At 63.2% G+C, this 22,146-nt stretch carries 21 protein-coding genes; 9 read left to right on the forward strand and 12 right to left on the reverse strand.

The features are described from left to right. Nucleotides 1-332: 332 nt before the first annotated feature. The 4 genes from HRU71_12650 to HRU71_12665 form a co-directional block, all read right to left on the reverse strand. A complete protein-coding gene (locus HRU71_12650; GenBank protein QOJ04283.1) occupies nt 333-4,229 on the reverse strand; it encodes a hypothetical protein in 3,897 nt (1,298 codons plus the stop codon). Between the two features lie 163 nt (nt 4,230-4,392). Further along, nucleotides 4,393-4,752, reverse strand: a complete 360-nt coding sequence (locus tag HRU71_12655) for a DUF1428 domain-containing protein (GenBank protein ID QOJ04284.1) — start codon at nt 4,750-4,752, stop codon at nt 4,393-4,395. A 66-nt stretch (nt 4,753-4,818) separates the two neighbouring features. Beyond that, a complete protein-coding gene (locus tag HRU71_12660) occupies nt 4,819-5,166 on the reverse strand; it encodes a nucleotide pyrophosphohydrolase (GenBank protein ID QOJ04285.1) in 348 nt (115 codons plus the stop codon). Nucleotides 5,167-5,378: 212 nt separating this feature from the next. Then, nucleotides 5,379-6,728 (reverse strand): glycoside hydrolase family 1 protein, encoded by a 1,350-nt coding sequence (locus HRU71_12665; GenBank protein ID QOJ04286.1) that lies wholly within the window; start codon nt 6,726-6,728, stop codon nt 5,379-5,381. Nucleotides 6,729-6,896: 168 nt separating this feature from the next. Between HRU71_12665 and HRU71_12670 the strand changes: the two genes are divergently transcribed. Beyond that, on the forward strand, nt 6,897-7,958 hold the full coding sequence (locus HRU71_12670; protein ID QOJ04287.1) for a PD40 domain-containing protein: 1,062 nt from the start codon (nt 6,897-6,899) through the stop codon (nt 7,956-7,958). Nucleotides 7,959-7,982: 24 nt separating this feature from the next. On the opposite strand, the gene HRU71_12675 is transcribed toward HRU71_12670, so the two are convergent. The 4 genes from HRU71_12675 to HRU71_12690 all read right to left on the reverse strand — a co-directional run bounded on the left by HRU71_12675 (nt 7,983) and on the right by HRU71_12690 (nt 10,844). Beyond that, on the reverse strand, nt 7,983-8,816 hold the full coding sequence (locus tag HRU71_12675) for a BtpA/SgcQ family protein (protein ID QOJ04288.1): 834 nt from the start codon (nt 8,814-8,816) through the stop codon (nt 7,983-7,985). Beyond that, nucleotides 8,797-9,831: a thermonuclease family protein gene (locus HRU71_12680; protein QOJ04289.1), complete on the reverse strand. Its 1,035-nt coding sequence runs from the start codon at nt 9,829-9,831 to the stop codon at nt 8,797-8,799. The genes HRU71_12675 and HRU71_12680 overlap by 20 nt, the downstream gene beginning before the upstream one ends. A gap of 200 nt (nt 9,832-10,031) precedes the next feature. Next, nucleotides 10,032-10,358, reverse strand: a complete 327-nt coding sequence (locus HRU71_12685) for a co-chaperone GroES (protein QOJ04290.1) — start codon at nt 10,356-10,358, stop codon at nt 10,032-10,034. Between the two features lie 36 nt (nt 10,359-10,394). Further along, complete coding sequence (locus HRU71_12690) at nt 10,395-10,844, reverse strand: rubrerythrin (GenBank protein ID QOJ04291.1); 450 nt, start codon at nt 10,842-10,844, stop codon at nt 10,395-10,397. 304 nt (nt 10,845-11,148) lie between these two features. On the opposite strand from HRU71_12690, the gene HRU71_12695 reads away from it, so the two are divergent. The 6 genes from HRU71_12695 (at nt 11,149) to HRU71_12720 (ending at nt 17,117) form a co-directional block, all read left to right on the forward strand. Beyond that, a complete protein-coding gene (locus HRU71_12695; protein QOJ04292.1) occupies nt 11,149-11,652 on the forward strand; it encodes a PilZ domain-containing protein in 504 nt (167 codons plus the stop codon). A gap of 60 nt (nt 11,653-11,712) precedes the next feature. Beyond that, nucleotides 11,713-12,675, forward strand: a complete 963-nt coding sequence (locus tag HRU71_12700; protein QOJ04293.1) for a decaprenyl-phosphate phosphoribosyltransferase — start codon at nt 11,713-11,715, stop codon at nt 12,673-12,675. Between the two features lie 127 nt (nt 12,676-12,802). Further along, entirely contained in the window at nt 12,803-13,378 is a 576-nt protein-coding gene (locus HRU71_12705; GenBank protein QOJ04294.1) for an RNA polymerase sigma factor, read from the forward strand. Nucleotides 13,379-13,429: 51 nt separating this feature from the next. After that, nucleotides 13,430-14,032 carry a hypothetical protein gene (locus HRU71_12710; protein ID QOJ04295.1) on the forward strand — a complete coding sequence of 201 codons (603 nt, stop codon included), beginning with the start codon at nt 13,430-13,432 and terminating at the stop codon, nt 14,030-14,032. Nucleotides 14,033-14,154: 122 nt separating this feature from the next. Next, nucleotides 14,155-15,579 (forward strand): PDZ domain-containing protein, encoded by a 1,425-nt coding sequence (locus tag HRU71_12715; protein ID QOJ04296.1) that lies wholly within the window; start codon nt 14,155-14,157, stop codon nt 15,577-15,579. Nucleotides 15,580-15,941: 362 nt separating this feature from the next. Beyond that, nucleotides 15,942-17,117 carry a methionine adenosyltransferase gene (locus HRU71_12720; protein ID QOJ05009.1) on the forward strand — a complete coding sequence of 392 codons (1,176 nt, stop codon included), beginning with the start codon at nt 15,942-15,944 and terminating at the stop codon, nt 17,115-17,117. A 108-nt stretch (nt 17,118-17,225) separates the two neighbouring features. Here the strand turns inward: HRU71_12720 and HRU71_12725 are convergent, their stop codons facing one another. Then, complete coding sequence (locus HRU71_12725) at nt 17,226-17,708, reverse strand: beta-hydroxyacyl-ACP dehydratase (protein ID QOJ04297.1); 483 nt, start codon at nt 17,706-17,708, stop codon at nt 17,226-17,228. A 140-nt stretch (nt 17,709-17,848) separates the two neighbouring features. Continuing rightward, complete coding sequence (locus HRU71_12730; protein ID QOJ04298.1) at nt 17,849-18,031, reverse strand: histone H1; 183 nt, start codon at nt 18,029-18,031, stop codon at nt 17,849-17,851. A 572-nt stretch (nt 18,032-18,603) separates the two neighbouring features. Between HRU71_12730 and rpmH the strand changes: the two genes are divergently transcribed. Continuing rightward, nucleotides 18,604-18,747: a 50S ribosomal protein L34 gene (gene rpmH, locus HRU71_12735; protein ID QOJ04299.1), complete on the forward strand. Its 144-nt coding sequence runs from the start codon at nt 18,604-18,606 to the stop codon at nt 18,745-18,747. A gap of 94 nt (nt 18,748-18,841) precedes the next feature. Here rpmH and HRU71_12740 read toward each other — a convergent pair whose 3' ends face one another. Beyond that, complete coding sequence (locus HRU71_12740; GenBank protein ID QOJ04300.1) at nt 18,842-19,600, reverse strand: PIG-L family deacetylase; 759 nt, start codon at nt 19,598-19,600, stop codon at nt 18,842-18,844. Between the two features lie 69 nt (nt 19,601-19,669). Then, nucleotides 19,670-20,539 (reverse strand): hypothetical protein, encoded by an 870-nt coding sequence (locus tag HRU71_12745; protein ID QOJ04301.1) that lies wholly within the window; start codon nt 20,537-20,539, stop codon nt 19,670-19,672. Nucleotides 20,540-21,020: 481 nt separating this feature from the next. Between HRU71_12745 and HRU71_12750 the strand changes: the two genes are divergently transcribed. After that, nucleotides 21,021-22,130: a hypothetical protein gene (locus HRU71_12750; GenBank protein QOJ04302.1), complete on the forward strand. Its 1,110-nt coding sequence runs from the start codon at nt 21,021-21,023 to the stop codon at nt 22,128-22,130. The last annotated feature ends 16 nt before the right edge of the window (nt 22,131-22,146 follow it).

Genomic DNA, 22,146 nt, shown 5'->3' on the forward strand with positions numbered 1-22,146 from the left:
CTGTCAAGTCACACAAGGCAAGTTATCTGGGCCGTCCGGCCGGATTCGCGTCACTGCCGGAGGTGGCTGGGTGTTGACACACAGAAACCATGGTATGTCCCTGTATGTGTATAATGAACATTAGACTGATTTACTCGTCCTGTTCACATGATACGGCAGGATTTGAGCCGCGCAGTTTGTGCCGAATATCGGGCCTGGCGCGATCGATGCGACAGCCCATGGATCTGGCTAAGTGAAGCCGAGATGAGCATTTACCTGCGGAACAGGCGTCTCGCCTGTGATTCACCCGCCGCGGCGGGTGCCACACCCTGTGAATCATTCTGCGGCTCCACTTAGGGCAGCAGAAGGTCCACGAATGGCGGGATATCCGCTTCGGTGACCAGCCCGTCGCCCGTCAGATCGCCGGCGCAATAGGCCACTCCAGGTTGTCCGTCTCCCATGAGCAATTGCACGAACGCAGCGATGTCCAATCCGGTTACCGAATCATCGCCGTCAATATCACCGCTGCCGGTTGCGAAGACGGTGACTTGAACGACGGCGCTCATCTCGGCACCGCACGCGCCAGTGACAACGCATTCGTAGTCGGCGGCTGTATCACCGGCCGTGGCGGGATTGATGGTCAAGGTGTCGGTGTCGGCGCCGGCGATGTTTCCGCCGTTCTGAATCGGCTCGCCGTTGCGCATCCATTGGAACGTCAGCGGCCCATCGCCGGTCGTGCTGGCGACGAGTTGGACGCTTGCACCGGCGCATGCAAGCGACTGTTCTGGTGCAACATCGACGGTCACGGGCGTCAACAAGTCGAGGGTCGCGGACGCGCTGATGAGGCTTCCGCAGGGGTTTGTAATCTCCACGTCGTAGTCGCCGGCATCGGCGGCGGTCACGGGATTCAGGACGAGCGCCGGCCCATGTTCGCCGGGAATGTTGACGCCGCCCTTGCGCCATTTGTAGGACAACGGAGCCATGCCGATCGCCGTGACATTGAATTGCACGGAATCGCCCTCGCAGGCCGCGCTGCTCTGCGGCTGCTGCGTGATCGCGGGACCGGTTGAGGCCGGCTCGCAGGCGTCAAGAACACCGTTGGCGTTGCAATCGTGATCGCCGTAGGCAGTCGGACCGGTGATGCGAAGCTGGAACTCACCGGCGGACGTGCTCCATCCGGTGACGCGAATCCAATAGGCGGAGCCGGCCGTTACGTTGAGCGTGACTTGAGAACCGGAGCCGCCGCCGCAAAAGTCGTCGTCGCACACAAGTTCGTTCACCGTCGTTCCGGGGCAGCCGTCGTGAACGGACAGGATGCTGTCGTAGGTGCTGCCGCAAAGCGAGATCGTGGCCGCGCCATTGGATGCGGGGTCGTAGCGGAACCAGAGATCAGGCGGGGTCGCGCCGGTCTGATTGCAGGTGTCCTCGCCGTTGCTGGCAGCGCCGATGGTTGAGCCGGTGTAGGTCACACCGGGCAGGACGCGCATGGCTTGTGGGCAGTCGTCGGCGGCGATGACGCCGGCGGCCAGGTCGCACGAGTCGATGACGTTGTTGGCGTCGCAGTCCTGACCGGCGATTTCGCAGAGATCGACTACGCCGTTGACGTCGCAGTCGGTTCCGCCCGGTTCGCAGGTGTCCACGATGTTGTTGTTGTTGCAGTCTCGCTCGGGGTGGTCGATCAGCTCACACGCGTCGATTACGGTGTTATGGTTGCAGTCGTTGCCTTCCAGTTCGCAGGCGTCCAGCGTGTTGTTGCCGTTGCAGTCGAGCGCGGGGTTGGCGGCCAGTTCGCACACGTCGAGCAACTGATTGCCGTTGCAGTCGTTTCCTTCCAACTCCGTGATGTCCTCGACCATGTTGCCGTTGCAGTCGACGCCGGAGGGATCGATCGTGGCGGAAAACATGCCGCGGCCATGGGTGATGGCAATGAGCGTGTTGCTGCCCTTGAAGACCAGCTCGTCGACGGCGACGTTGGCCGGTCCGTCGTTGGAGCTGGACCACGTCTCGCCGTAATCGGTGGAAGCGAAGACGCCGATATCGGTGCCGACGTAGAGCCAGCCGAGCAGGGCGGGGTGTAATACAATTGTATCAACCGGCGCGCGCGGCAGCGTCTGCGGGTCGCCCGGCTGGCCGGGGCCGGTGATCTTCGTCCAATTCGTGCCGCCGTCGGTGGTCTTCCACAGGTTGTCGGCCTCGTAGCCGGAGAAGCCGACATAGACGCGGTCGTGATTCGACGGGTCGATGGCAATGCGCTTGCAGGTGCGGTTGGGGAGTTCGGGTGTGTTGGTATCGACGCGCGTCCAAGTGGGGCTGGCGTCGGTTCCGTTGGTGGTCTTGTACACGTTCCCGTTGTTGTGCCCGACCCAGATCAGGTCGGAGTTGCCCACGGCGACGGCAATGGCCGAGACGTTGCTGCCGATGGACGGCTTGATGATGAACCAATCCGGCGGGGAGTTCTTGACGTTGTTTGATCGCCAGAGATTGGCCGCGCCGCCCAGCAGCCGATCCGAGTTGTTCGGGTCGAGGATGAACGGCGCGATGAAGTTGGCCGCGCCGCTGCTGGCGTCGGTGAGCGGATTGGGTCCGCCGGCATAAATGGAACTGGACGAAAGACCGGCATTGGTGCTGCGGTGGATGCGTAGATACACGTACTCGCCGTAGAAGTAATTCGGGTCGTTCTGATCCGCCGCGCAAAACCCGCCGTCGCCGCCGAACATGGCGGTCCAATTGAAGGAACCTGCCGTGCGGAGCGTGCCGTTGTCCTGCGTGCCGCCGACCAGGACGCCGGTGCTGTTGTTGACCGCGCCGCCGTAGAACTGGGTGATGGCGAGATTGTTGTTGAGGGCGATCCAGCCGGTCGTGCCGGCGACGGTGTAGACGTTGTCGGTGCGATAGATGCCGCCGTCGTTTCCGAAATAGACGGTGCGATTGGACGTGCCGTTGAAGCCCGGATGCTCGACGATGACATGATGGTCGGCGTGCGCCGAGAGCGGCGCGCTGGCCCACTGGCTGATGCGCGTGAGGCTGCTGCCGCCGTTCGTGCTGCGCCAGGCATCGGGCCCGCCGCCGAGGACGATGGTGTTCGAATTGGTCGGATCGACCCAGATGGCGTTGTCGTACCAGCCCTGATTGCCGAGATAATTCGTCCCGGTGTTGCGCAGGGTGTAACTCTGTCCGCCGTTGGTGGATCGCCAGACTTCGCCGCCGTTGCGGTTGACGCTGGCGTAGACGGTGTTCGGCGAACCGCGCGCGTAGGCGACTTCGACGCGGCCGCCGCCGGACGTAATTCCCTGGGCTGTTTGCCAGGTCACGCCGCCGTCGGTGGAGTAGATCGCTGTTCCGGCGTTCGTGCCGGCGACGGCGCGGTTGCCGTCGGTCGGGTGAAAGCGCACGTCGTTGGTGCGATCGGGGAAGACCTCGGTCCAGCTTGTGCCGCCGTTGGTGGTGCGGAAGATTTTCTGTTTCGTGGCGACGAGCATGATCTGATTGCTCGCCGGGCTGATGGCGATGCGATTGACGTAGCCCCACGGGTCCTGCGTCGGGTCGGGGTTGGTGGGGATGGTGCTGGGAATCTGCGCCCACGTGACGCCGCCGTCGACGGATTTGAGAATGCCTGCACCGGGCAGCGAGTCGATGTTGCCGAAGCCCTCGCCCGTGCCGGCGTAGAGCACATCCGGGTCGGTCGGGTCCAGCGCCATGCAGCCGATCGGCAACGACGGGAGGAAGTCATCCATGAAATCCCAATGCGCGCCGGCATTGGTGGTCTTCCACACGCCGCCCGCCACGCCGCCGACCCACATGATCTCCGGCGTGGTCGGATGAATGAGTATGGAGCGGATGCGTCCGCCGATGTTGCCGGGGCCAAGTTCCGTCCAGCTCATGCTGTCGATGCCGGCGTTACGCGGCGCGCCGGCGAGTGAGCGACGTTTGTCTTCCACCGCACGGAGCAGGGCGTTGGGCGGAATCTTTCCGTTCTCGCTCAATCGCTCGCGATAGCGGAATTCCATCGCCTCGCCCGGGTGATCGGGCCGCTCGCCGACGACCTTCTTCACGCGCGGAATGCGCAGCGGCAATGCGTGCCCGGTTGGGTTCGCCGGGGCGACCGAATCAGCCGTGGCGAGTCGGGCGTCGACCGCCGCCGGTCCGCTTGGATCGGCCGAGGGCGCGCGCAGCGCGGCGCAGCCGGTGAGCACGGCCGGGATGAGGGCGAGAAGGACGGCAAGGCGCGAATCGGCCGGTCGATTCATCATCGGTGGGGTCCTGGGGGTCGTGCGATGGTCGCGGAAGGTCCACTCCACCCGCGAGGCGATCTGTCTGAATTGTACCACGAAAGGCGTGTCGAACGGACACCGCGGTCAACAAAAAAAGCCCCCGGCGGGCTACCGGGGGCTTTGGCGATTGCCGCGTCGCCTCTTACGCCTGGACCAGCACCTCGAATCCGCCGCAGGACATGCGCTTGCAGTCGAACGGCATCTTCTTCGGGTCCATCATCTTGGCCAGGCGCGGGTCTTTCATCACCTTCGCGTTGACCTGGTCGCGATGCTTGCGCGACTTGTAGACAATCCACGAAAAGAAGATCGTCTCGCCGGCCTTGGGCTTGATCACCTTCGGAAACGGAATGCCCCACTTCACGTTCAGGTCTTCGCCGACGCACTCGCAGTAATCCAGCGCGCCGTGATCCTTCCACACCTTGCAGGCCAGCTTGGCGATCTTCTCATACGCCTTCACGTTCTTCTTCGGCACCGGCAGGACAAATCCATCGACGTACGGCATGGCGGGTGGCTCCTTTTTTACGGGTTGGTTGGTGTTTCAGGGTGCGTCGAGGACGCACTCTACGATTCAGACTCCCAGCTTTCCGCGCACGCGGTCGGCGGGATACTTCACGGCGTTCTTGATCATCTTCTCGCGCACGGCGTCGGACACGTCGATGCCCATCGCGTTCGCGAACGAGAGGGCGTAACAGAATATATCCGCCAGTTCCTCGCGGACGTTCTGCAGGTCGGCCTCGGACAGGTCGCGCGCGGCGGCGGGCGAGAGCCACTGAAAATGCTCCATCAGCTCGGCCGTCTCGATGGCGATGGACATGGCGAGGTTCTTGGGCGTGTGAAACTGCTGCCAGTCGCGCTCGTCGACAAAGCGGCGAAGGGCGTCTCGCAGTTCAGCGACGGTTGTCGTTTTGTCGGGCATGGGCGGCTCCGGGCGGGTACGAGAGCAGTCTAACCCGTGGCCGCACCGGTTGGAAACCAGGTACTGGTAGCGAATGCGTTCCTATCCGAGCCGCAACCGTGAGGGAGCGGGTTTGGGACGGCCAAAAGTATGGAACCCGCTTGCTTACGCGCGCGACTCGGTTCAAACGCTACCAGCGGCGTAGGTCGGGTCAGCAGACCCGATTCCCAAACTCACGGCACAAAATCCTCGCCGCGGGCTTCGATCAGCCGGCGATACAAGTCGGCCGATGCCTTCGGCGTCAGACCGCGCGAGGCCGGCTCGAATCCGAACAGGCCGAACTTCGGCCGATAGCCGTCCATCCATTCATAGTTGTCGCACAGGCTCCAGAAGAAATAGCCGAACACGGGGTAGCCCCGGTCGATCGCCTCCTGCACGGCTGCGAGATGCGTCACGAGATAAACGGGCCGGCGGTCATCGCGGTCATCGGCGATGCCGTTCTCCATGATGGCCATTGGCTTGCCGTAGCGAGCGAACATCTCGGCGAGCGCCTCGGTGAGACCTTGCGGATAAATCTCGATGCCCAGGTCGCTGTAACCGGAGGACGCGCCCGGCTCGCGATTGGCCGCGCCTTCGACGGTGGCCTGCTGGCGGCCGTAGTAGGTGAAGCCGACGATATCGACTTCGTCCACGACGCCGTCGAGATGGGCGTAGCTTCCTTCGCGGAGGAAGTTCACGAACAGGCCCAGCGGGTCGAGCGGGCTTTGATGCCAGGCTGTGCGGATGTCGATGCTGATGATCCGTGCGGCCGGGGCGGCAGGGGCGGCGTGTGTCGCGTGAATGGCACGGATGATCCGCACGGCGACGAGAAAGGCGTCGATGGTGGCGGCGCGGTTGGCGTCGTTCAGATCAAACCGCCATTCGGCGAAGGGGGGGAAATCGCCCACGACGAACCCCGCGAGTGACTGAATATTCGGCTCGTTCATCGGCGCGAAGAGATTGCAGTGCGGCGCGAGCGCGGCGGCCAGACGCGAAACGTACTCCACCCAGTGCGTCGCGGCATCGGGGTGCAGCCAGCCGTGCCGCTCGGGACGGTCCAGGTCGGTGAGCCAGTCGGGGAACGTCCAGTGCCACAAGCAAGGCACCGGCTCGATGCCGGCCTCGCGCAGCCGGCGGGCGAAGTCGGCGTAGTGGTCGATGGCGGCCTGGTTGAACGCGCCGGGCCGCGGCTCGACGCGCGCCCACTCGATGCCGAAGCGGTAGTGCGTCGCGCCCAGCCAGGTCAACGCGTCGATGTCGCGCTGTGTCTCACTGAAAGCATAGGCCGCGTCGCCCTTGGCGTGCGGAATCCTGCCGGCCTCGAAGGCGAGATCCCAGTCGGTGCGAAAGCAGTCGGCGGCGAGCGGCTCGCAGGCGGGGTCTTCGTTCTGGTAGGCGGCCGTGGAGACGCCGTAGGCGATGTCGGGCACGCGCAGGCTGGCGGGCATCGGCGGCAGCACCGCCGGCGGCGCGGGGGCGCAGGCGGCCAGAGCAAGGCAGGACAGGAACGCCACGAATAGTTGAGGCAGGTTTCGCTTGATCATGAAGAATTGCGTCGTTATGCTACACATCGGGTCGTGGAATCTCGGGCGGAAGGTTGGTCGCGCGCCGTTTGTTCGGCACCGGGCCGGACATTGTATCAGCGAACATTGTATCAGCATTGAATCGGAGATTCAGTCGGGCCTTCTCAAACACTTTCAAAGGAGTTGCGCATGGCACGCGGTTTGGTTCAGTGGGCATCCTTGTTGACGCTGGGAATGCTGGTGGTTGGGTGCTCGGAATACCGAACGGTGGACATCCACGATGTCCAGATCGTCATGACAGAAGACGGCAGGGTCGTACGTGTCGTTGGTAAAGGTTTTACAGCCTATCAGGAAGTCATCGAACGATCACCCAACGTTAAGTCGGTTACGCGCATGACCGACTTAAAGGGTGACCGTGAGCCAAACGAGTTCTCGATCTCGCCCGACGGCCAATCGCTTGTGTACGCCGCTATGGAGTTGAAGTCTCGTCCGTACTATTGGAATCTGTATCGGATTTCAACAAGCGGTAGTGCTGGTGTCACCAACGTCACGAACGGGCGCTATTATGACCTCCAGCCAACATTTGATCCTACCGGACAATTCGTTTTCTTTGCCAGCAACCGCAGTTCGCCGCTCTTAAAAGTTTGCCGGGTCGCGTTGACGGGGGCGGGCGGAATTACACGAATCACGCAGTCGGATTCCGACGATCGCTGGCCAGACGTGACCCCTGACGGGAAGGAGATTTATTACAGCTCGCGCCCGATGAATGCAATGGATATGCAAATTTGGCGGGCAACCATCGTCGGAAACCTCCCGACGCAGCTTCGCGAAGGGTGGCGTCCACGTCTCTCGCCAGACGGCAGCAAAGTCCTTTATTGTGCAAAAGACCTAAAATCGGAATTGTCGAAGATATGGGTTATGGGTGTGGATGGTACGAATCAAACTGAATTCATCGCCGACCCCAAGGCAGACGAACGCGATCCTGCCTGGTCCCCGGACGGCTCGAAGATCGTCTTCGCCTCCAACGCCGGCAAAGACTCTAATGGCTGGAAGAATTACGACATCTGGATCATGAACGCGGACGGGTCGAGCATCACGCAATTGACCACGAACGGGTCGGCCGATCTCGCGCCGGAGTTCAGTCCTGATGGAAAGCACATCTACTTCCTTTCCAATCGCGGGTTCTTCTGGGATATCTGGCGAATGGAGATTGCAGAGGATCCTGCTTCAGCCGCATCCCCCCAGGCATGACGCCGCGTTCAATCTACGGGGCACTTACGTTCGCCCGGCGGCTTTGATGAACGCCGCGACGCGCGCCCGGTCCAGCGGCGCGGTTGTGCGACCGCCCTTTTTCAGCGCCGTGCCGACGATCACCGCGTCGGCGGCGCGGAGCGATTCGCGCACGGTGGCGGCCGTGACGCCGGAGCCGATCCAGATCGGCAGGCCGTGGGCGGCTTCGCGAACGCGACGAAGGGCGGCGAGGTCGGTCGGCTTGCCCGTGCCCGAGCCGCTCAAGATGATCGCATCGGCCCCGGCGCGGGTTGCGGTCTCCTCGACGGCCAGCGCGAGATCGGGCTGGCTGATCGGCGTCGCGTGCTTGACATGCACATCGGCGGCGATGGCGACATGCGGCGCGACGGCCGCGCGGCGCGCGAGCAATTCGTTCGCGTTGCCGGTGATGATGCCCTGATCGGTCGCGTAAGCCCCGCTCAACACATTGACGCGAATGAAAGCGGCGCCGGTGACGGCGGCGACGGCCAGCGCGCCCAGCCCGTCGTTTCGCAGGACGTTCACACCAACGGGGACCTTCACGGCGCGGACGACGTGATCGACCACGGCGGCCATCGCCGCGATCGTCTCGGGCGGAACCCGCGAGGCGGCGAAAGGCGCATCGCCGAAGTTCTCGACGATGAGGGCGTCAAACCCGGCGCGGGCCAGGCGCGTCGCCTCGGCGATGGCATGTCTGATCATCGCGTCGAGCGGTCGCGCCGCGCTGCGCGGCGTCACCCCGTAACCGGCCGATCCCGGCAGCGGGGGCAGGTGAACCATGCCGATCAATCGCAGCTTGCGCAGTGCGGCGGTGGGGGAGTCAGTCTTTTGATTTGGCATGTCGATTTGCGGGTTCGCGGGATTGGGTGCCTTTGGCGGCGGTCTCGGTTTTGCGTGCGGTGGCGGTGACGGGCGGGCCTGCGCGATAAAAGCAGCACGGGGCGAGTCGCCGGGCCTTGGCCTCGTTCACGGTGATTTCGCTCGGCTCGTTCAGATGCACTTCGTGCGGACAATCGGTCGGATGATAGTGCCGGGCGTATTGACCAGTCAGCACGCGCGCCTGCCCGGCCAGACCGTCCAGACGCCGCCAGATGCCGCGGCCTTCGCTCCAGGCGAGGTGCTCGCGCGCGAGATAGTCATCTGTCTTGGTGCAGGGTCGGTCCCGGTCGACCCACGCCAGCCCCTTTTCAATCAGCTCGCCTCCGAGGTCGATGCGATTCGGCCCGGCCGCGACGTAGAGCAGCAACTGTCCGTTCTCGTTGCGAAGCTCGGGCCGGCTGGCGGGGCCGTCCCACGATTGCTCGCACTTGCGGGATTTGACAAGTTTCTCAATATGCGCGACGGCTTCGGCCGCCAGCGGTTGCCGATCCTCCGGGCAGCAGACGCCCAGCAGGTGGACCTTCTCGCCGTCGTCCAGCACCATCGCTCCGCCGGGCAGAACCTGGCGCACCGTCATCTGCCGCACCGGGTCGATCAACGAGCGCGCCCCGTCGCTTGTTGATTTGCCATTCCGCGACCGGTCGGCCGGCTGACTGGCGGCGTTCTTCCCGCGGCCCGATTTCTTCTCGTGCGCAGGTTCGTCCTTCGGCGACGGCGGTAGGGGGGCCGTGGCATCCTTCTCCTCGCGCGCTTTGCCGGCGGCCATGCGTCGCTCGCACGTTCTGCACAGGCGGCGACCCTGCTCCTCGGCGTCGGCGGCGGACTTAAAGGGAATGCGGTTTTCGGCGATGATCTTTTTCCCGGAGGGGCAGGCCGCGTCGGTGTGGAAAACCTTGCTGTCTTTGGATCCGTAACACGTGCCCTCCTCGGCGTGCGCGACGAGCGGGAACAGGCCGAGCGATCCGAGCAGGATCACGAGTGCATTGCGCGTGATAACAGGGCTTCGACGTGGCACGCGCGGCAGTGTATCACGAGGATGCCGCAGGAATCAATCGGGTCAGCGACCGCGCCGACTAAGTGAAGCCGCCATGAGCATTCACCTGTGGCACCGGCGTCTCACCTGTGATTCGCCCGCCGCGGCGGGTGCCACACCGATGAATCATTCTGCGGCTCCACTTAGCTTCCCGCCTTGCGAAAAACGGCGACCACGTCCTCGACCGGCACGACGTAGAGCTGATTGTCCCCCTCGAAATCGACCGGAATCGCGTGTTTCGGGTTGAACAGCACCTTGTCGTATTGCTTGATGGGATAATCGTTGTCGGCGGCGACTTGTGCCGAGATCGCGACGATCCGCCCGGTGATCGTCGGTATCTCGATGTTGTCGGGCAACTGGATGCCGCCCTTGGTGGTCTTTTTGTCGGCGTCCTTGCGGATGAGCACCCGCTTGCCCATCGGCTCGACGGTTTCGAGTTTCACGCGCGAAGCGGCTTTGGCGTCACTCATGTTTTTCTCGCTGGCTCGGGACCGGAACCGCGCGGGTTATTTCGTGTACTCCCGCAGGAAGCCCTCAAACGCCCGGCGGTGTTCCTCTTCGTCTCCCATGATCGTGATCGCGAGGTCTTGCGTCACGTAGTCGCGCTCTTCGCAGAGCTTGATGATCTCCAGGTACAGATTGCAGGCGTCGTTCTCCGCCTGGATCACGCCCTTGATCACGCTGACGACGTCCGTCGTATCGGCCGGGGGCTGCATGTACGATTGCTTGAACTTCAACTCGAGCGAGCCGGGAACCTTGCCGCCGATCGTCTTGATCCGGTTGCCCAGCAGGGTGCCGTGGTTCAGCTCCTCGGTGATATCAGCCTTCAACGCCTCTTTGATCTTCTCGGCGCGGACGCCGTCAAGGTGGATGCTGTTGGCGACGTAGTTCAGAACGGTCTCCATCTCCTTGGTGTAGGCCAGTTGCAGCTTCTCGATGATGTCGTGGTTGGACATGGCGATGGCTCCCTTCTTGTTGTGCAACCCTTCCTGCGGCCGATTCGAATGGCGCTTCAGCGAGATTGTAAGTACGCCGGAAGGAGGTGGCAATAATGTCGCGCCGCGCGGGCGTCCGTGAATCAATTCGCTCCGACCCGTGCCGGCGGTGTTGGGCAAAAAGAAATAGCAACTGTGTGATTTCAATCCGATATTCGATTCGGCTGGAGCAGGTTCCGCGCGGACGTCTCGCGCGGATAAGGGGAGGCTCAACCGCTTCGCGCGGTGGGCGCGCGCCGCCGCGCGCAAGCAGGGGGGATGTGCCATGTTGTTTGACGAACCCATTCCGCTGGATGACTCGGACGATCCGAACGCACCCATCCCGCTCGAAGATGCGCCCGAGCATTCCGCGATCATCGTGCCCGAATCGAAGCGCGCCACATCGGTGCGCTGCCGTCGACGCGATGTACGACGCAGCCAGGGAAGCGCGATGCTTTGCTTCTCACATGAAACCGGCAGCGGCCGCGTCGATAACGCCGAGTGCCCCGTGCTGAACATCTCCAAGACCGGCGTCGCCATTGTCTTCGATCACGATGTCTGCGTGGGCACCTCGGCCTCGATCGCCTACCGCAGCATCAGCGGCCGACCGGTTCATCGCGGCGTGACGGTGCGACAGTGCCGGCCGCGCGACGACGGATATTTCGAGCTGGGGCTGCAATTCGACCGACCGCTGCAATTTGATGAAGCACGTCCCGCACGTCACGGACCGGGCCGTGAAGTCGCGCCGGGAATCCGGGCACGCAAGCTCAAACCATCGTCGGGCGATTGACGACCGCCCGGACCCTGCGTACCGTGTGGGCCGCGGTGTCTGGCGCGGGAGACCCAGGACTTGATTAGAAAGTTCAGTGCGGCCGTCCGGTTGATGCGGCCTGCGCAATGGATCAAGAACGTGTTCGTCTTCGGCGCGCTGGTGTTTGGTCCGCGCCGGAACGATCCGCAGGCGATTTTGCTGGCCTGCGCGGCCTTCGGCATTTTTTGTCTGCTTGCGGCATCCGTTTACGCCCTGAATGATCTTCTGGATCGGCGCGAGGATGCGGTGCACCCGACCAAACGCAATCGCCCGATTGCCAGCGGCGCGCTGTCACCGGTGGAAGGGGGCTTGTTTGCGATTCTGCTCGCGGCCGGGGGCGTCGCGGCGGCGCTGCAACTGCCGCGCGGCTTCGCGCTCACGGCCTGCCTCTACGTCGCGCTCAATCTGTTCTATTCCCTCTGGGCCAAGCACGTTGTGCTGATGGACGTGATCCTGATCGCCATCGGTTTCGTGCTGCGCGCGCTGGCCGGCGCGCAGGCCATCGATGTCGAAGTGTCGGCTTGGCTCGTCGTCTGCACGTTTACGCTTTGCCTGTTTCTCGGCTTCGGCAAGCGACGGTGTGAACTGGCCGTCATGAACACGGGCGATGCACACGCTCATCGCAAATCGCTGGTCGGTTACACACCCGAGCTGCTCGCGCACCTGTTGTCGGTCACGGGCGGCATCGCCGTCATCACGTTCCTCCTGTATACGCTCGATCCGAATACACCTTCCCCTAAATCGCTCGTCTTCACCACCCCGCTGGTCTTCTACGCCATCTTTCGCTACGCATCGGTCATCGAACAGGGCCAACGCACCGGGCCGACCGACGTGCTGATCAAGGACCGGCCCTTTCTCGTTACCGCCATCCTGTGGACGGTCATGACGCTGGGGTTGATCGTCTTAGGCCCGGCCGTCGAAAAACACCTTCCCCGCTTGCGCTATCCGGGAATGCCCCCGGCGACGCAACCCACGACCGGCGGCCAATCATCCGGCGGCTAAGTGCCTGTCATCGCCTCGGTTACAATCAATTGCCCCCGGCGCGAAGCGGTTGGAAAGAGAACCGGGCAGCGCTTCCGTTCATATTTATGACAGGAAGACCGTACGGTCTTCGTCTGAATCAGGTTGAGTGGACGCAATCATGACGGTGGGTATCAACGACGACGACCAGGCGTTGATCGTCGCGGCGCAGCAGGGTTCGCGCACGGCGCTGGACGCGCTGATTCGCCGTCATGATCGCTGGGTTCGCCACGTTGTGTACCGCGCGCTGGGCAACGCTTCGGCGGTCGAAGACGTCGCCCAGCAGGTCTGGACGACGGTCTGGCAGCAGATCGGGACGCTGGTTGATCCGTCGGCGTGGCGGGCGTGGTTGTATCGCACGGCGCGGAACGCCGCGATCGACGCGAGCCAGAAGTCGTCGCGCGAACGCCGGCGGCGTGCCCCGGTGGACGAGCAGACGCTGCCCGATCGCGACGGTTCGCCGGCGCTGCGGCTCGTCCGGGATGAAGAACACCGTCGAATGCTCGCGGCGATCAATGGGTTACCCGCGATTTATCGCGAGCCGTTTGTATTGAAGCATCTGGAAGATTGGTCGTACGCGCAGATCGGCGAGGCCCTGGGGCTGCCGGTTGATACGGTGGAGACGCGGCTCGTTCGGGCACGGCGGCTGTTGCGGTCGGCCCTGAATGGATCGGCGAATCCGTAGCCGCCGCAGCGGAAATGGACGCGGCGAGGTGGGTGTCGGATGGACAGGCAAATGACGGACAAGCGAGACTGGACAGACGAGTCGGAGGCGGACTCGCCGATCGGCCTGGCGGTCGATGCGCGCGTGGAGCGGCTGATCGTGCGCCATCTTGACGGGGAGATCAGCCCGGCGGAGCAGCGCGAACTGGACGCGGTCTTGCAGTCGGATGCCGCCGCCCGCGAATTGCTGAACGAGTATCGCAGGTTGGACGTTCTGGCGAAGCGCACGCTCCGTGCCGACTTTGCCGGTACGAGGACGGCGGCCGCGCCGCGGCATGTCAGCGGTTTTCGGCTCGCCACCGTCAGCATGTTGGCGACCGCGGCTGCCGTCGTCGTATTCTCGTTCCTGCCGGATTTGTGGCGCGGCGGTGAGCCGGATTCGCGCACAGCGGCGCGCCCGGCGCAGCCGCGCGCGGCCCGGTTGGCGCCTCCGCCGATGCAGGGTGCAGCGCCGGCGTACGTGGAATACCGCAATGATGATTTTCTGCCGAAGCGGCGCCAGCGCGACGTGATGCGCGACGTGATCGGCATTCGCGGCGACGACCCGAACGTGATCTACATTTTCGAGCGGAATACGCGCGCGACGCGGGTCGAGCCGATCGTGGCGGATTTTTGACAGGCAGCCGGGTGCGTCGCCCGTCTTGGGAATTGAGTACACGAAAGAGCGAGCCGAATACCCATCGCGCAGCGCAAGAGGCGCTCGCGAACGCTAAGAAGAAGGAAAAAGGAGTGATCCCTATGCGATCCATTCGTTGGTTGGCGGTGTTGTGTTGTGCGGCCATCGCGTCAAGCTCGGCGCTGGCCGCGATCGAAGAGCCGGCCGCACAGCCGGCGAAGGTCGAGTGCCAGGCGGTCGCCAGCGTGCGAATCGTGGCGGGGGACGAAAACTGCGATCCCGTCGTGCTCGAAGCCTTTGGTGACGGCGACGGCACCTGGGTGACCGAGGACGGCGACCATCTCACGCTGGCGTTTGTCGGGGCGGGCGACCCGACCGATGCCAACGGCGGTCAGAAGCTAGTGCAAAAGCTCCGCATCGCCGGCGATCCCGACGATCCCACCAGTCAGCCGAAGGTGCTGGCGTTTGTTGGGAACGATGATTCAGGTCTGAAGGCCGGTGGTCCGTGGCTGGGGGTGCAGTTTTCGCCGCTGCCCAAACCGCTGGCGGCGCAGTTGAAGATCGAGAGCGGCATCGGCCTGATGATCAGCAACGTGTATGAAGGTTCGCCCGCCGACGCGGCCGGTCTTCAGCAGTACGACGTGATTACCGCCGTGGACGGGCAGAAAGTGACGAACAACATTGGCGAGTTTCTTGAAAAGGTGAAGGTCTTCCAGCCCGGCGAGGCCCACGCGTTCTCGGTGGTGCGCGGCGGCCAGCCGATCACGGCGAACATCACGATCGGCACGCGCCCGGCGATGGACCAGATGCCCAAGGCCAAGTACGAGCCGGACGGAGAGGAAATGGTCGGCGGAAACGTGTTCGGCCGCGGCGGTATGTTGCAGAAGGATGCGACGGGCAACTGGACGTTCAAGGGGTTCAACCTTCCGGACGTGCCGGATGTGATGAAGATGATTCCCGACGTGTCCGACTTGGATTTCAAGTTTAACCTGGCCGTGCCCGGCCCCGGTTCGCATCAGGTCTACGTCGGCAAGAGCCAGGGCAAGTCGATTCGCGTCGAAAAGCAGAACGACGGCCCGTTCACCGTGACGACCACCGAAACCGTCAACGGTAACACGAACAGCACGACCAAGACGTACGCCACCGAGGAGGAGTTGAAGGCGGGCGATCCCGAGGCGCACAAGCTGCTTCAGAACGGTCCATCGGTGCATTTCTTCGGCAAGCCGCTGGACGGCAACAAGTTTGAATGGCGATTCGATGGCGACTTCATGAAGAATCACGAGGAAGCCATGAAGCGCGTCGAGGAGACCATGAAGAAGCTGCACGAGAACCAGGGCGGCGTTTTCGGATTCGCCCCGGGCGCGCACGCCGGCGTGATTCTCCAACGCGCCAAGACCAGCTTCGAGACCCTGCCCGACGGCAAGCTGCGCGTCACCCTGCGCTCCGGCGAGGATGAACTGGTCGACGTGTATGAAAACGCCGACGCGCTGAAGGCGGCGCGGCCGGAGTTGTACGAAAAATACCAGTCGCTTCAGTCGCAGAAGTAAGGCGACGGAGCGGCGGGGCTTAACCTGCTCCACTCCACCCTTCCCTGTCGCGGCGTCCTGCAAAGGGCGCTTCGACGGCGGAGCAAAACCGCGGTTCTGGCCGGCTCGGTTGCACGACCCCGAGCAGCCCGGGCCGCGGTTTTTCGCATTTCCCGGGTTACGATGCGCGCGGAACGACGCGTGCGATTGGCTTGCTCCGCTGCGCCCCCACGATTAGAATGCCCGGCTCGATTGACCGAACCGATCCTTCCCGTTTCACAATCGGCGGAGCGGCAACCCGTTAATACCAGAGGAGCGCGTACGTGGGCAAGAATGGAAAAGCGGCCAACGGCCAACATGTTTTCACCTCCGAATCCGTCAGCATGGGCCATCCCGACAAAGTGGCCGATCAGATCTCCGACACGGTGCTGGACGCCCTGCTCGCCAAAGACCCCGACGCGCGCGTGGCATGTGAAACGCTCGTGACCACCGGTCTCGTCGTCGTCGCCGGCGAGATCACCGTCCACAACAAGGCCGCCGAGCTGGCGCTCAACAACATTGAGAACGACATTCGTAACACGATCCGCGACATCGGCTACACCGATCCGGCTTGCCAGTTCGACCACAAGAGCTGCGCCGTCATTCGCACGATCCACAGCCAGTCCGCGGACATCAGCCAGGGCGTCACGGCGAGGAAGGGCAAGGCCCAGGGCGCCGGCGACCAGGGACTGATGTTCGGCTTCGCCTGCCGCGAGACCCGCGCGCTCATGCCGCTGCCGATTCACCTGTCGCATCGGCTGGTCGAACGGCTGGCGAACGTGCGCGAATCGGGCGAGATTCCGTGGCTGCGGCCCGACTCGAAAAGCCAGGTCACGATCGAGTATCAGGGCAACACCCCGGTCCGCCTGCGGACGATTGTCATCTCCACGCAGCATCAGGATCGGCCAGAGCTGCTCGACCGCAGCGGCAACGTGAACGACAAATTCAAAAAGACAATCATTGACAAAGTGGTCAAGCCGGTCTGCCTCGCCGAATGCCCGAAGCTCTGGAACAACCGGATCACGTTCCACGTCAACCCCACGGGGCGGTTCGTCATCGGCGGTCCGCACGGCGACACGGGCCTGACCGGTCGCAAGATCATCGTGGACAGCTATGGCGGACGCGGGGCGCACGGCGGCGGCGCCTTCAGCGGAAAGGACCCGTCGAAGGTCGACCGCTCGGCGACCTACATGGCACGCTACGTCGCGAAGAACATCGTCGCGGCCGGACTGGCCGACATCTGCGAGGTGCAGTTGGCGTACGCGATCGGCGTGGCCGATCCGGTCAGCGTGCTGGTCGACACCGAGGGCACGGCGCGCGTGCCGGAGCACATCATTGAGAAGCTGGTGCGCGATCACTTCCCGCTGACCCCGGGCGGAATCATCAGCCATCTGAAGCTGAAGCGCCCGATCTATCGCAAGACGGCGGCGCACGGCCATTTCGGCCGCGCGGGCTTCAGCTGGGAGAAGACGGACATCGCCCCGGCGCTGAAGAAAGCCGCGGCGAGGTGGATGAAGTAACCTCCCGGCGTCGGGCAGCACTGGGCATTGCATTGCTTCATAAAAAAGCCGGCGGTCTACGATCCGTCGGCTTCTTTTTTTCTGCGCTCCCGGATGCCTCGCGTGGCGCTATAACTTCAACTGAATTCCTGCAATGACTCCTTCGAACACCATCGCACCATCCACGTAGGCCTGGGTTGCGCAGATGAATTTGCGCGGACGAGGATCGACCGCCTTGTTGACCAGTATGATTCGTGCCGGGGGGATCACCGCGCCGCGAAACTTCGCGCCGTCGATGCCGCCGAAGCCCATGATTGCGCCGGGAAGGGGCACGAAAATGTGCTGGGCGAAGGCGGCCAATTGCGCCGCCGTCTCCATCATGAGCACACCGGGAAAAATCGGGCTGCCAGGCATGTGGCCGCGACACCACCATTCGTCGGGGCGAACGTCGCGATAGCCCGCCATGATCATGTTGGCGCGATCGACATGGATAATCCCGTCGAGTTGCGACATTTCGTGGCGTTGCGGGAGGAAGGAATAAATCTCCTCACGGCTGTGAAGAACACTGCCGCAATCCAGCGTGGCGAGATCAAGGATCGGTGGCGGAGGCATGAAGAGGGGCTTTCTGGTGCGGGCCATGCGACCGGCGGGGTGATTCATCCCCCAGCCTGCCGGGCGCGTAAAAATGAGCCGACCGCGCTACTCGGCCCGAGCGGGACCGAGCGCGCGGCTCAAAAACGTGCATCAGCCGGCTAGCTGGGCGTGTCGGATGAGCGGACTTCGAGAATCTTCTTCCGCACTGTCTGCGCGGCGTTCTTGATGTCCTGCATGGCCTTGCGGACGCGCGTGCCGGCCGCCTTGTTGCCGCCTTCGGCTTTGGCCACGTCGTCCGCGCACGATTCCACAAGCTGCTTCAATTGCTCGTACTCTTGCATGGTTCAAGTCTCCCAGTCGTTGCCCGGCCCCGCCGCGCGGGGGCCTTTGTGTGTTGTCACATCCGAGTCGCTTTGGCTCGGTGAGTCGTGTCCGCTCTTTTTGGCCTACTTGGAACGGGTCGCCGCAGTCTATCGCCCTCCAGAGCGGATTTCAAAGCGCCCATCGCGGTTTGCGACATAGTGTGTCATATTTGTCAGGCTCAACTGGTCGAACCCGCGAATCGTCGCTTAGGAAGGGTCCAAATAGCGTTTTACGTACCGTTCCAGCCGCGATTGTCTCGACCAAAGGATAGGCGGGTTATTTGCCGTCAGGGAATGTGAATCAGCCCGCCAAAAGGCCGATCTTTGACCTGCTGGACGTTCGCGGCGCTGTCCATACGCTATTGGCCCCATTAATGCCGCGCCCTTGCGACTAACCCGTGAGCCGGGTTACACTGCTTGGCTCGGCCCTGACTGACTTGAGGTTGTGGCTTGAGTCCTTTGACGCGATGCACTTCCTCGGCACAATGCGGGTTGGTGTGGTTCGCGAAGTATGATTGCTGAAGGCTGGAGACGGTTTTCGGAGGTTTGACATGCATTATCCCCATCGCAAGAGCTATCGGAAACGCGCCCGCAAGCACGGCTTCCGCGCCCGCATGCGCACCCCCGGCGGCCGCAAAGTCATCGCCCGCAAGCGAAGGATCGGGCGCAAGGTCAACATCCGCGCCAAGTATTGATTCGACCCGGCTTCGAAACTGAAGTTTGAAATCCAAGCTCTGAATCTCTGTTGATCCTGGCTTGAAATTTCAAACATGAACTGGCTTCGTCATCTCAAAATCGCGGCGTGTCGATAATCGACGGCACGGGCCATTTCCCGAATTGCGCCGCCAGGTCGCTCACGCCGATGGGGCGCGGGACGGCAAAGAGTTCCCCATACCGGTACCCGCAACCTCCGCCTTCGTAGCCGCCGACCGAGCGGATGTAGTGAATTAGATTCTCCAGCCGGCCGGGCGGGAACTGTGATGCGTAGCAAGACACGGACGCGATCTTCTGATCGATCGTGTCGGTGATGTCCACGACCAGTTGCGACGGATAGTGATGCCCCTCGGCCGAGCGCGGGATCGGTCGATAGAGCAGGTGATCGACCGCGTGCGGCGCCGTGCCGCCGAAGCGGTCGTCCCACTTGGTGAGCTGCGAATAAAACCGCGCGGCTTCGATGATGAGCTGCGATTGATAGTGATCGGGCGAGGCGGCGACGGTGCGGCCGGCGATTCCGACGACGATGCGCGGCTTGTATTTGCGAATGACGGTCGCCAGCGCGTAGCGCGGCTCCGGTCCGTCCATCAGCACGCGATTGGGCAGACCGAGCATTTCAAGCACCTGCACGCCGAGCGTATCGGCGGCGGCTTTCATCTCTTTCATGCGCGTTTCGGGTGAGCCGTGCGGCGTGGGTTCTCCGTTGGTGAGATGGACCATGCCAACGCGGTGGCCCTGTTTGACGAGCTTGGCGATGGTGCCGCCGCAGCCGATTTCGAGATCATCGGGATGGGGCGCGGTGAAAAGGACGTCGAGTGTGGCGGGTGCGGCCATTCAGCGGACCTTCGTATCAGGATGGCTGGCTTTCAAACGGACGAATTGTAGAGAGAAGACCGACGCAGGTCATCCGCCGGCTCGGGGCTTTCCACGGCCGCCCTGTTGAGTGGGCGGCGGGGCGGTCCGCGTCTGCGCGGCTTGCGGAGCCGTGCGCGGTCCGGGTCGGCGCAGGTTCACGATCATGCCCTCGGCGGAACGGTTGAAAATGATCGTGGCGTCGACGGACTGCTCGGGTTCGAAATCGGCGATATCCAATGCTTCGTCGTTCGGGTTGGTAAACGACGTGACCTCCGGGATGGTGCGCAACTTGAGCTTGCGCATCGCCGGGGGTTTGTCGTTTTGGGAGGCGGAGTTGTCCGTGCCGGGCCAGTCGCCGGATTTGGGTTTGGCCTTGAGGACGATGAGGTCATCGGCGATGGATTCAATGCTGCCCTCGACGTCGATGGCGTCGAACTTGAGCGTTCTCAATTCGCGTTTGGCTGATTTATCCTTGCCGTCGCGGTTGACGCCCCATTCGACGGAGCAGTACAACCCCTTGCGGAACAAATCCTGGGCCTCCTCGACGCTCAACTCGCGATTGGCCAGCGAGAGTTTCACATCCTCCACGCGGTGGACGGCGAGCTTCAGCGTGCGCCCATTTTTTTCGATCGGCTTGATTTTCAGGTAGCCCACCAGTTCCTCGTTGCCCGACTTGGCGGGTGTGAAACCAAGGATGAATCCGGGAAGCGAGCCTTCCAGCTCGGCACTGGCCGGCGGTGTGTTGGGCTGCGGCGCGCGCGGACCGGTCGGCCTGGCGCCTCGTGCACCGCCGCCCCCGCCACGACGACCGGCGCCGGGCTGCCCGAAGGCGTCAGCGCTGACCACAAGCGCGCAACCGAGGGCGACCAGCGCGGCGAAGCGGGAGAAACCGAACCATTTGTGTGCGAACGAAAGCATGCGATGCACTCCAGTTTCGCGGGCATGGGCGTGGGCCGGACCCGGAAGGGACCGACAACGGCGGCTTGCGCTGCGGAGCGAAGCTGGGTCGCTCCTGTACACTGGATTGTATATGGGGATGGTCGGATAGTTCAAATGCCCGGAAAAACGGTAACGGTCATGGCTTGGTGCGGCACGGGCTGAACGCCTGTGCCTGTCAAAGCGAAGCGCCGGTGAATGGAAATGGCAAACTTCGCCCGAATTCCCCATTGTGTTCGACTGGGTCGTACGGTGGTTTTCCGCTGTGGCGTGCGAACGGACCCACCCGGGAGTTGCCGGCGCGGAAATCCCGCGGAATTCCGGCTTCGGAGGGGTTGGGCTTCCGCGGGCGCCGCCGACCGGTGCGGCGTGACGATGCCTTCAAACGCCGATACACTCATTGATGCTGGTTATGCGAAATGCATCCAATGCGGCACGATACGCTTGGCAAGGATTGCCCTGAATGCGGACGGAACGACGGCTGACGGTTGCGCTGCTGGCCTGGATGTGTCTGGTGACGCTGGCGCCGCGCACCTGCGCGTGGCAATCGCTGGTCCAGGACGGTCGAAGCAGCCCGGCGGCGACCGTACCGACGGCACTGCCGCGAGGATTTTTCCAGCATACGCTCGAGCTTCCGGAAGACGGCTCGCGCAAATACGCCGTCTACGTTCCCCCGCAATACTTCACCGAAGCGGATCACAAATGGCCGCTGCTCGTCGTGCTGCACGGCAGCGGAGAGATCGGCACCGATGGCGTTGCGCCGACGCAGGTGGGGATGGGGCCGTACATCGCGGGCCGGCCCAAGCGGTTCCCGTTCATCGCGGTCTTTCCGCAGGCGCATGCGATGTGGTACCGGGGGGTGGAAGAAATCGCCGTTTATCAGATTATTGAAGACGTTTGTAAAGAATACCGCGTCGACCGTGACCGCATCTATCTGACGGGCTTCTCGATGGGCGGGTTCGGGACGTGGGAGCTGGGCATCCGCCGGCCGGACCTGTTCGCGGCGCTGGTGCCGATCTGCGGCGCGGCGCCGATGGACTACGTGGGCAATCTGGTGAACCTGCCGGTGTGGGTGTTTCACGGGGCGAAGGATGCCAATGTGAAGGTGGAAGGGTCCCGCGACGCGGTGGCGCGGCTCAAATCGCTGGGCGGATCGCCCCTTTACACCGAGTTCCCGCAGATCGGGCACAATTCGTGGGACACGGCCTATCACACGCCGGCGCTGTACAAATGGCTCCTCGCGCAGCGCCGCGTGGCGCATCCAAAGACAATTGACTACACTTTCCCGGGCGGCGCCATCCAGGTCTGGTGGCTGGCGATGGAGAGCGAACCGAATCGCAAGGCGCCGGCGCACATTCGAGCGACGATCAGCAACGACGGCGAGGTGATCGTCGAGAGCGAAGGCGTTGCCAGTTTCGCGATTCTGTCCAAATCCGAGCCGATCAGGGTCGGGCAGGACGTGCTGGTGAAATGGAACGGCGCAGTTGTTTACAAAGGTCGATATGAAGGGCCGGTGGTCGTGCGACCGAACCGCGACGCGGCCCCCGCCGGGCCAGCGACGTCCACCCCTTGACTGCGCCGGATTGCAC

It is taken from the genome of Planctomycetia bacterium (genome assembly GCA_015200345.1).
GTDB lineage: Bacteria > Planctomycetota > Phycisphaerae > UBA1845 > UTPLA1 > PLA3.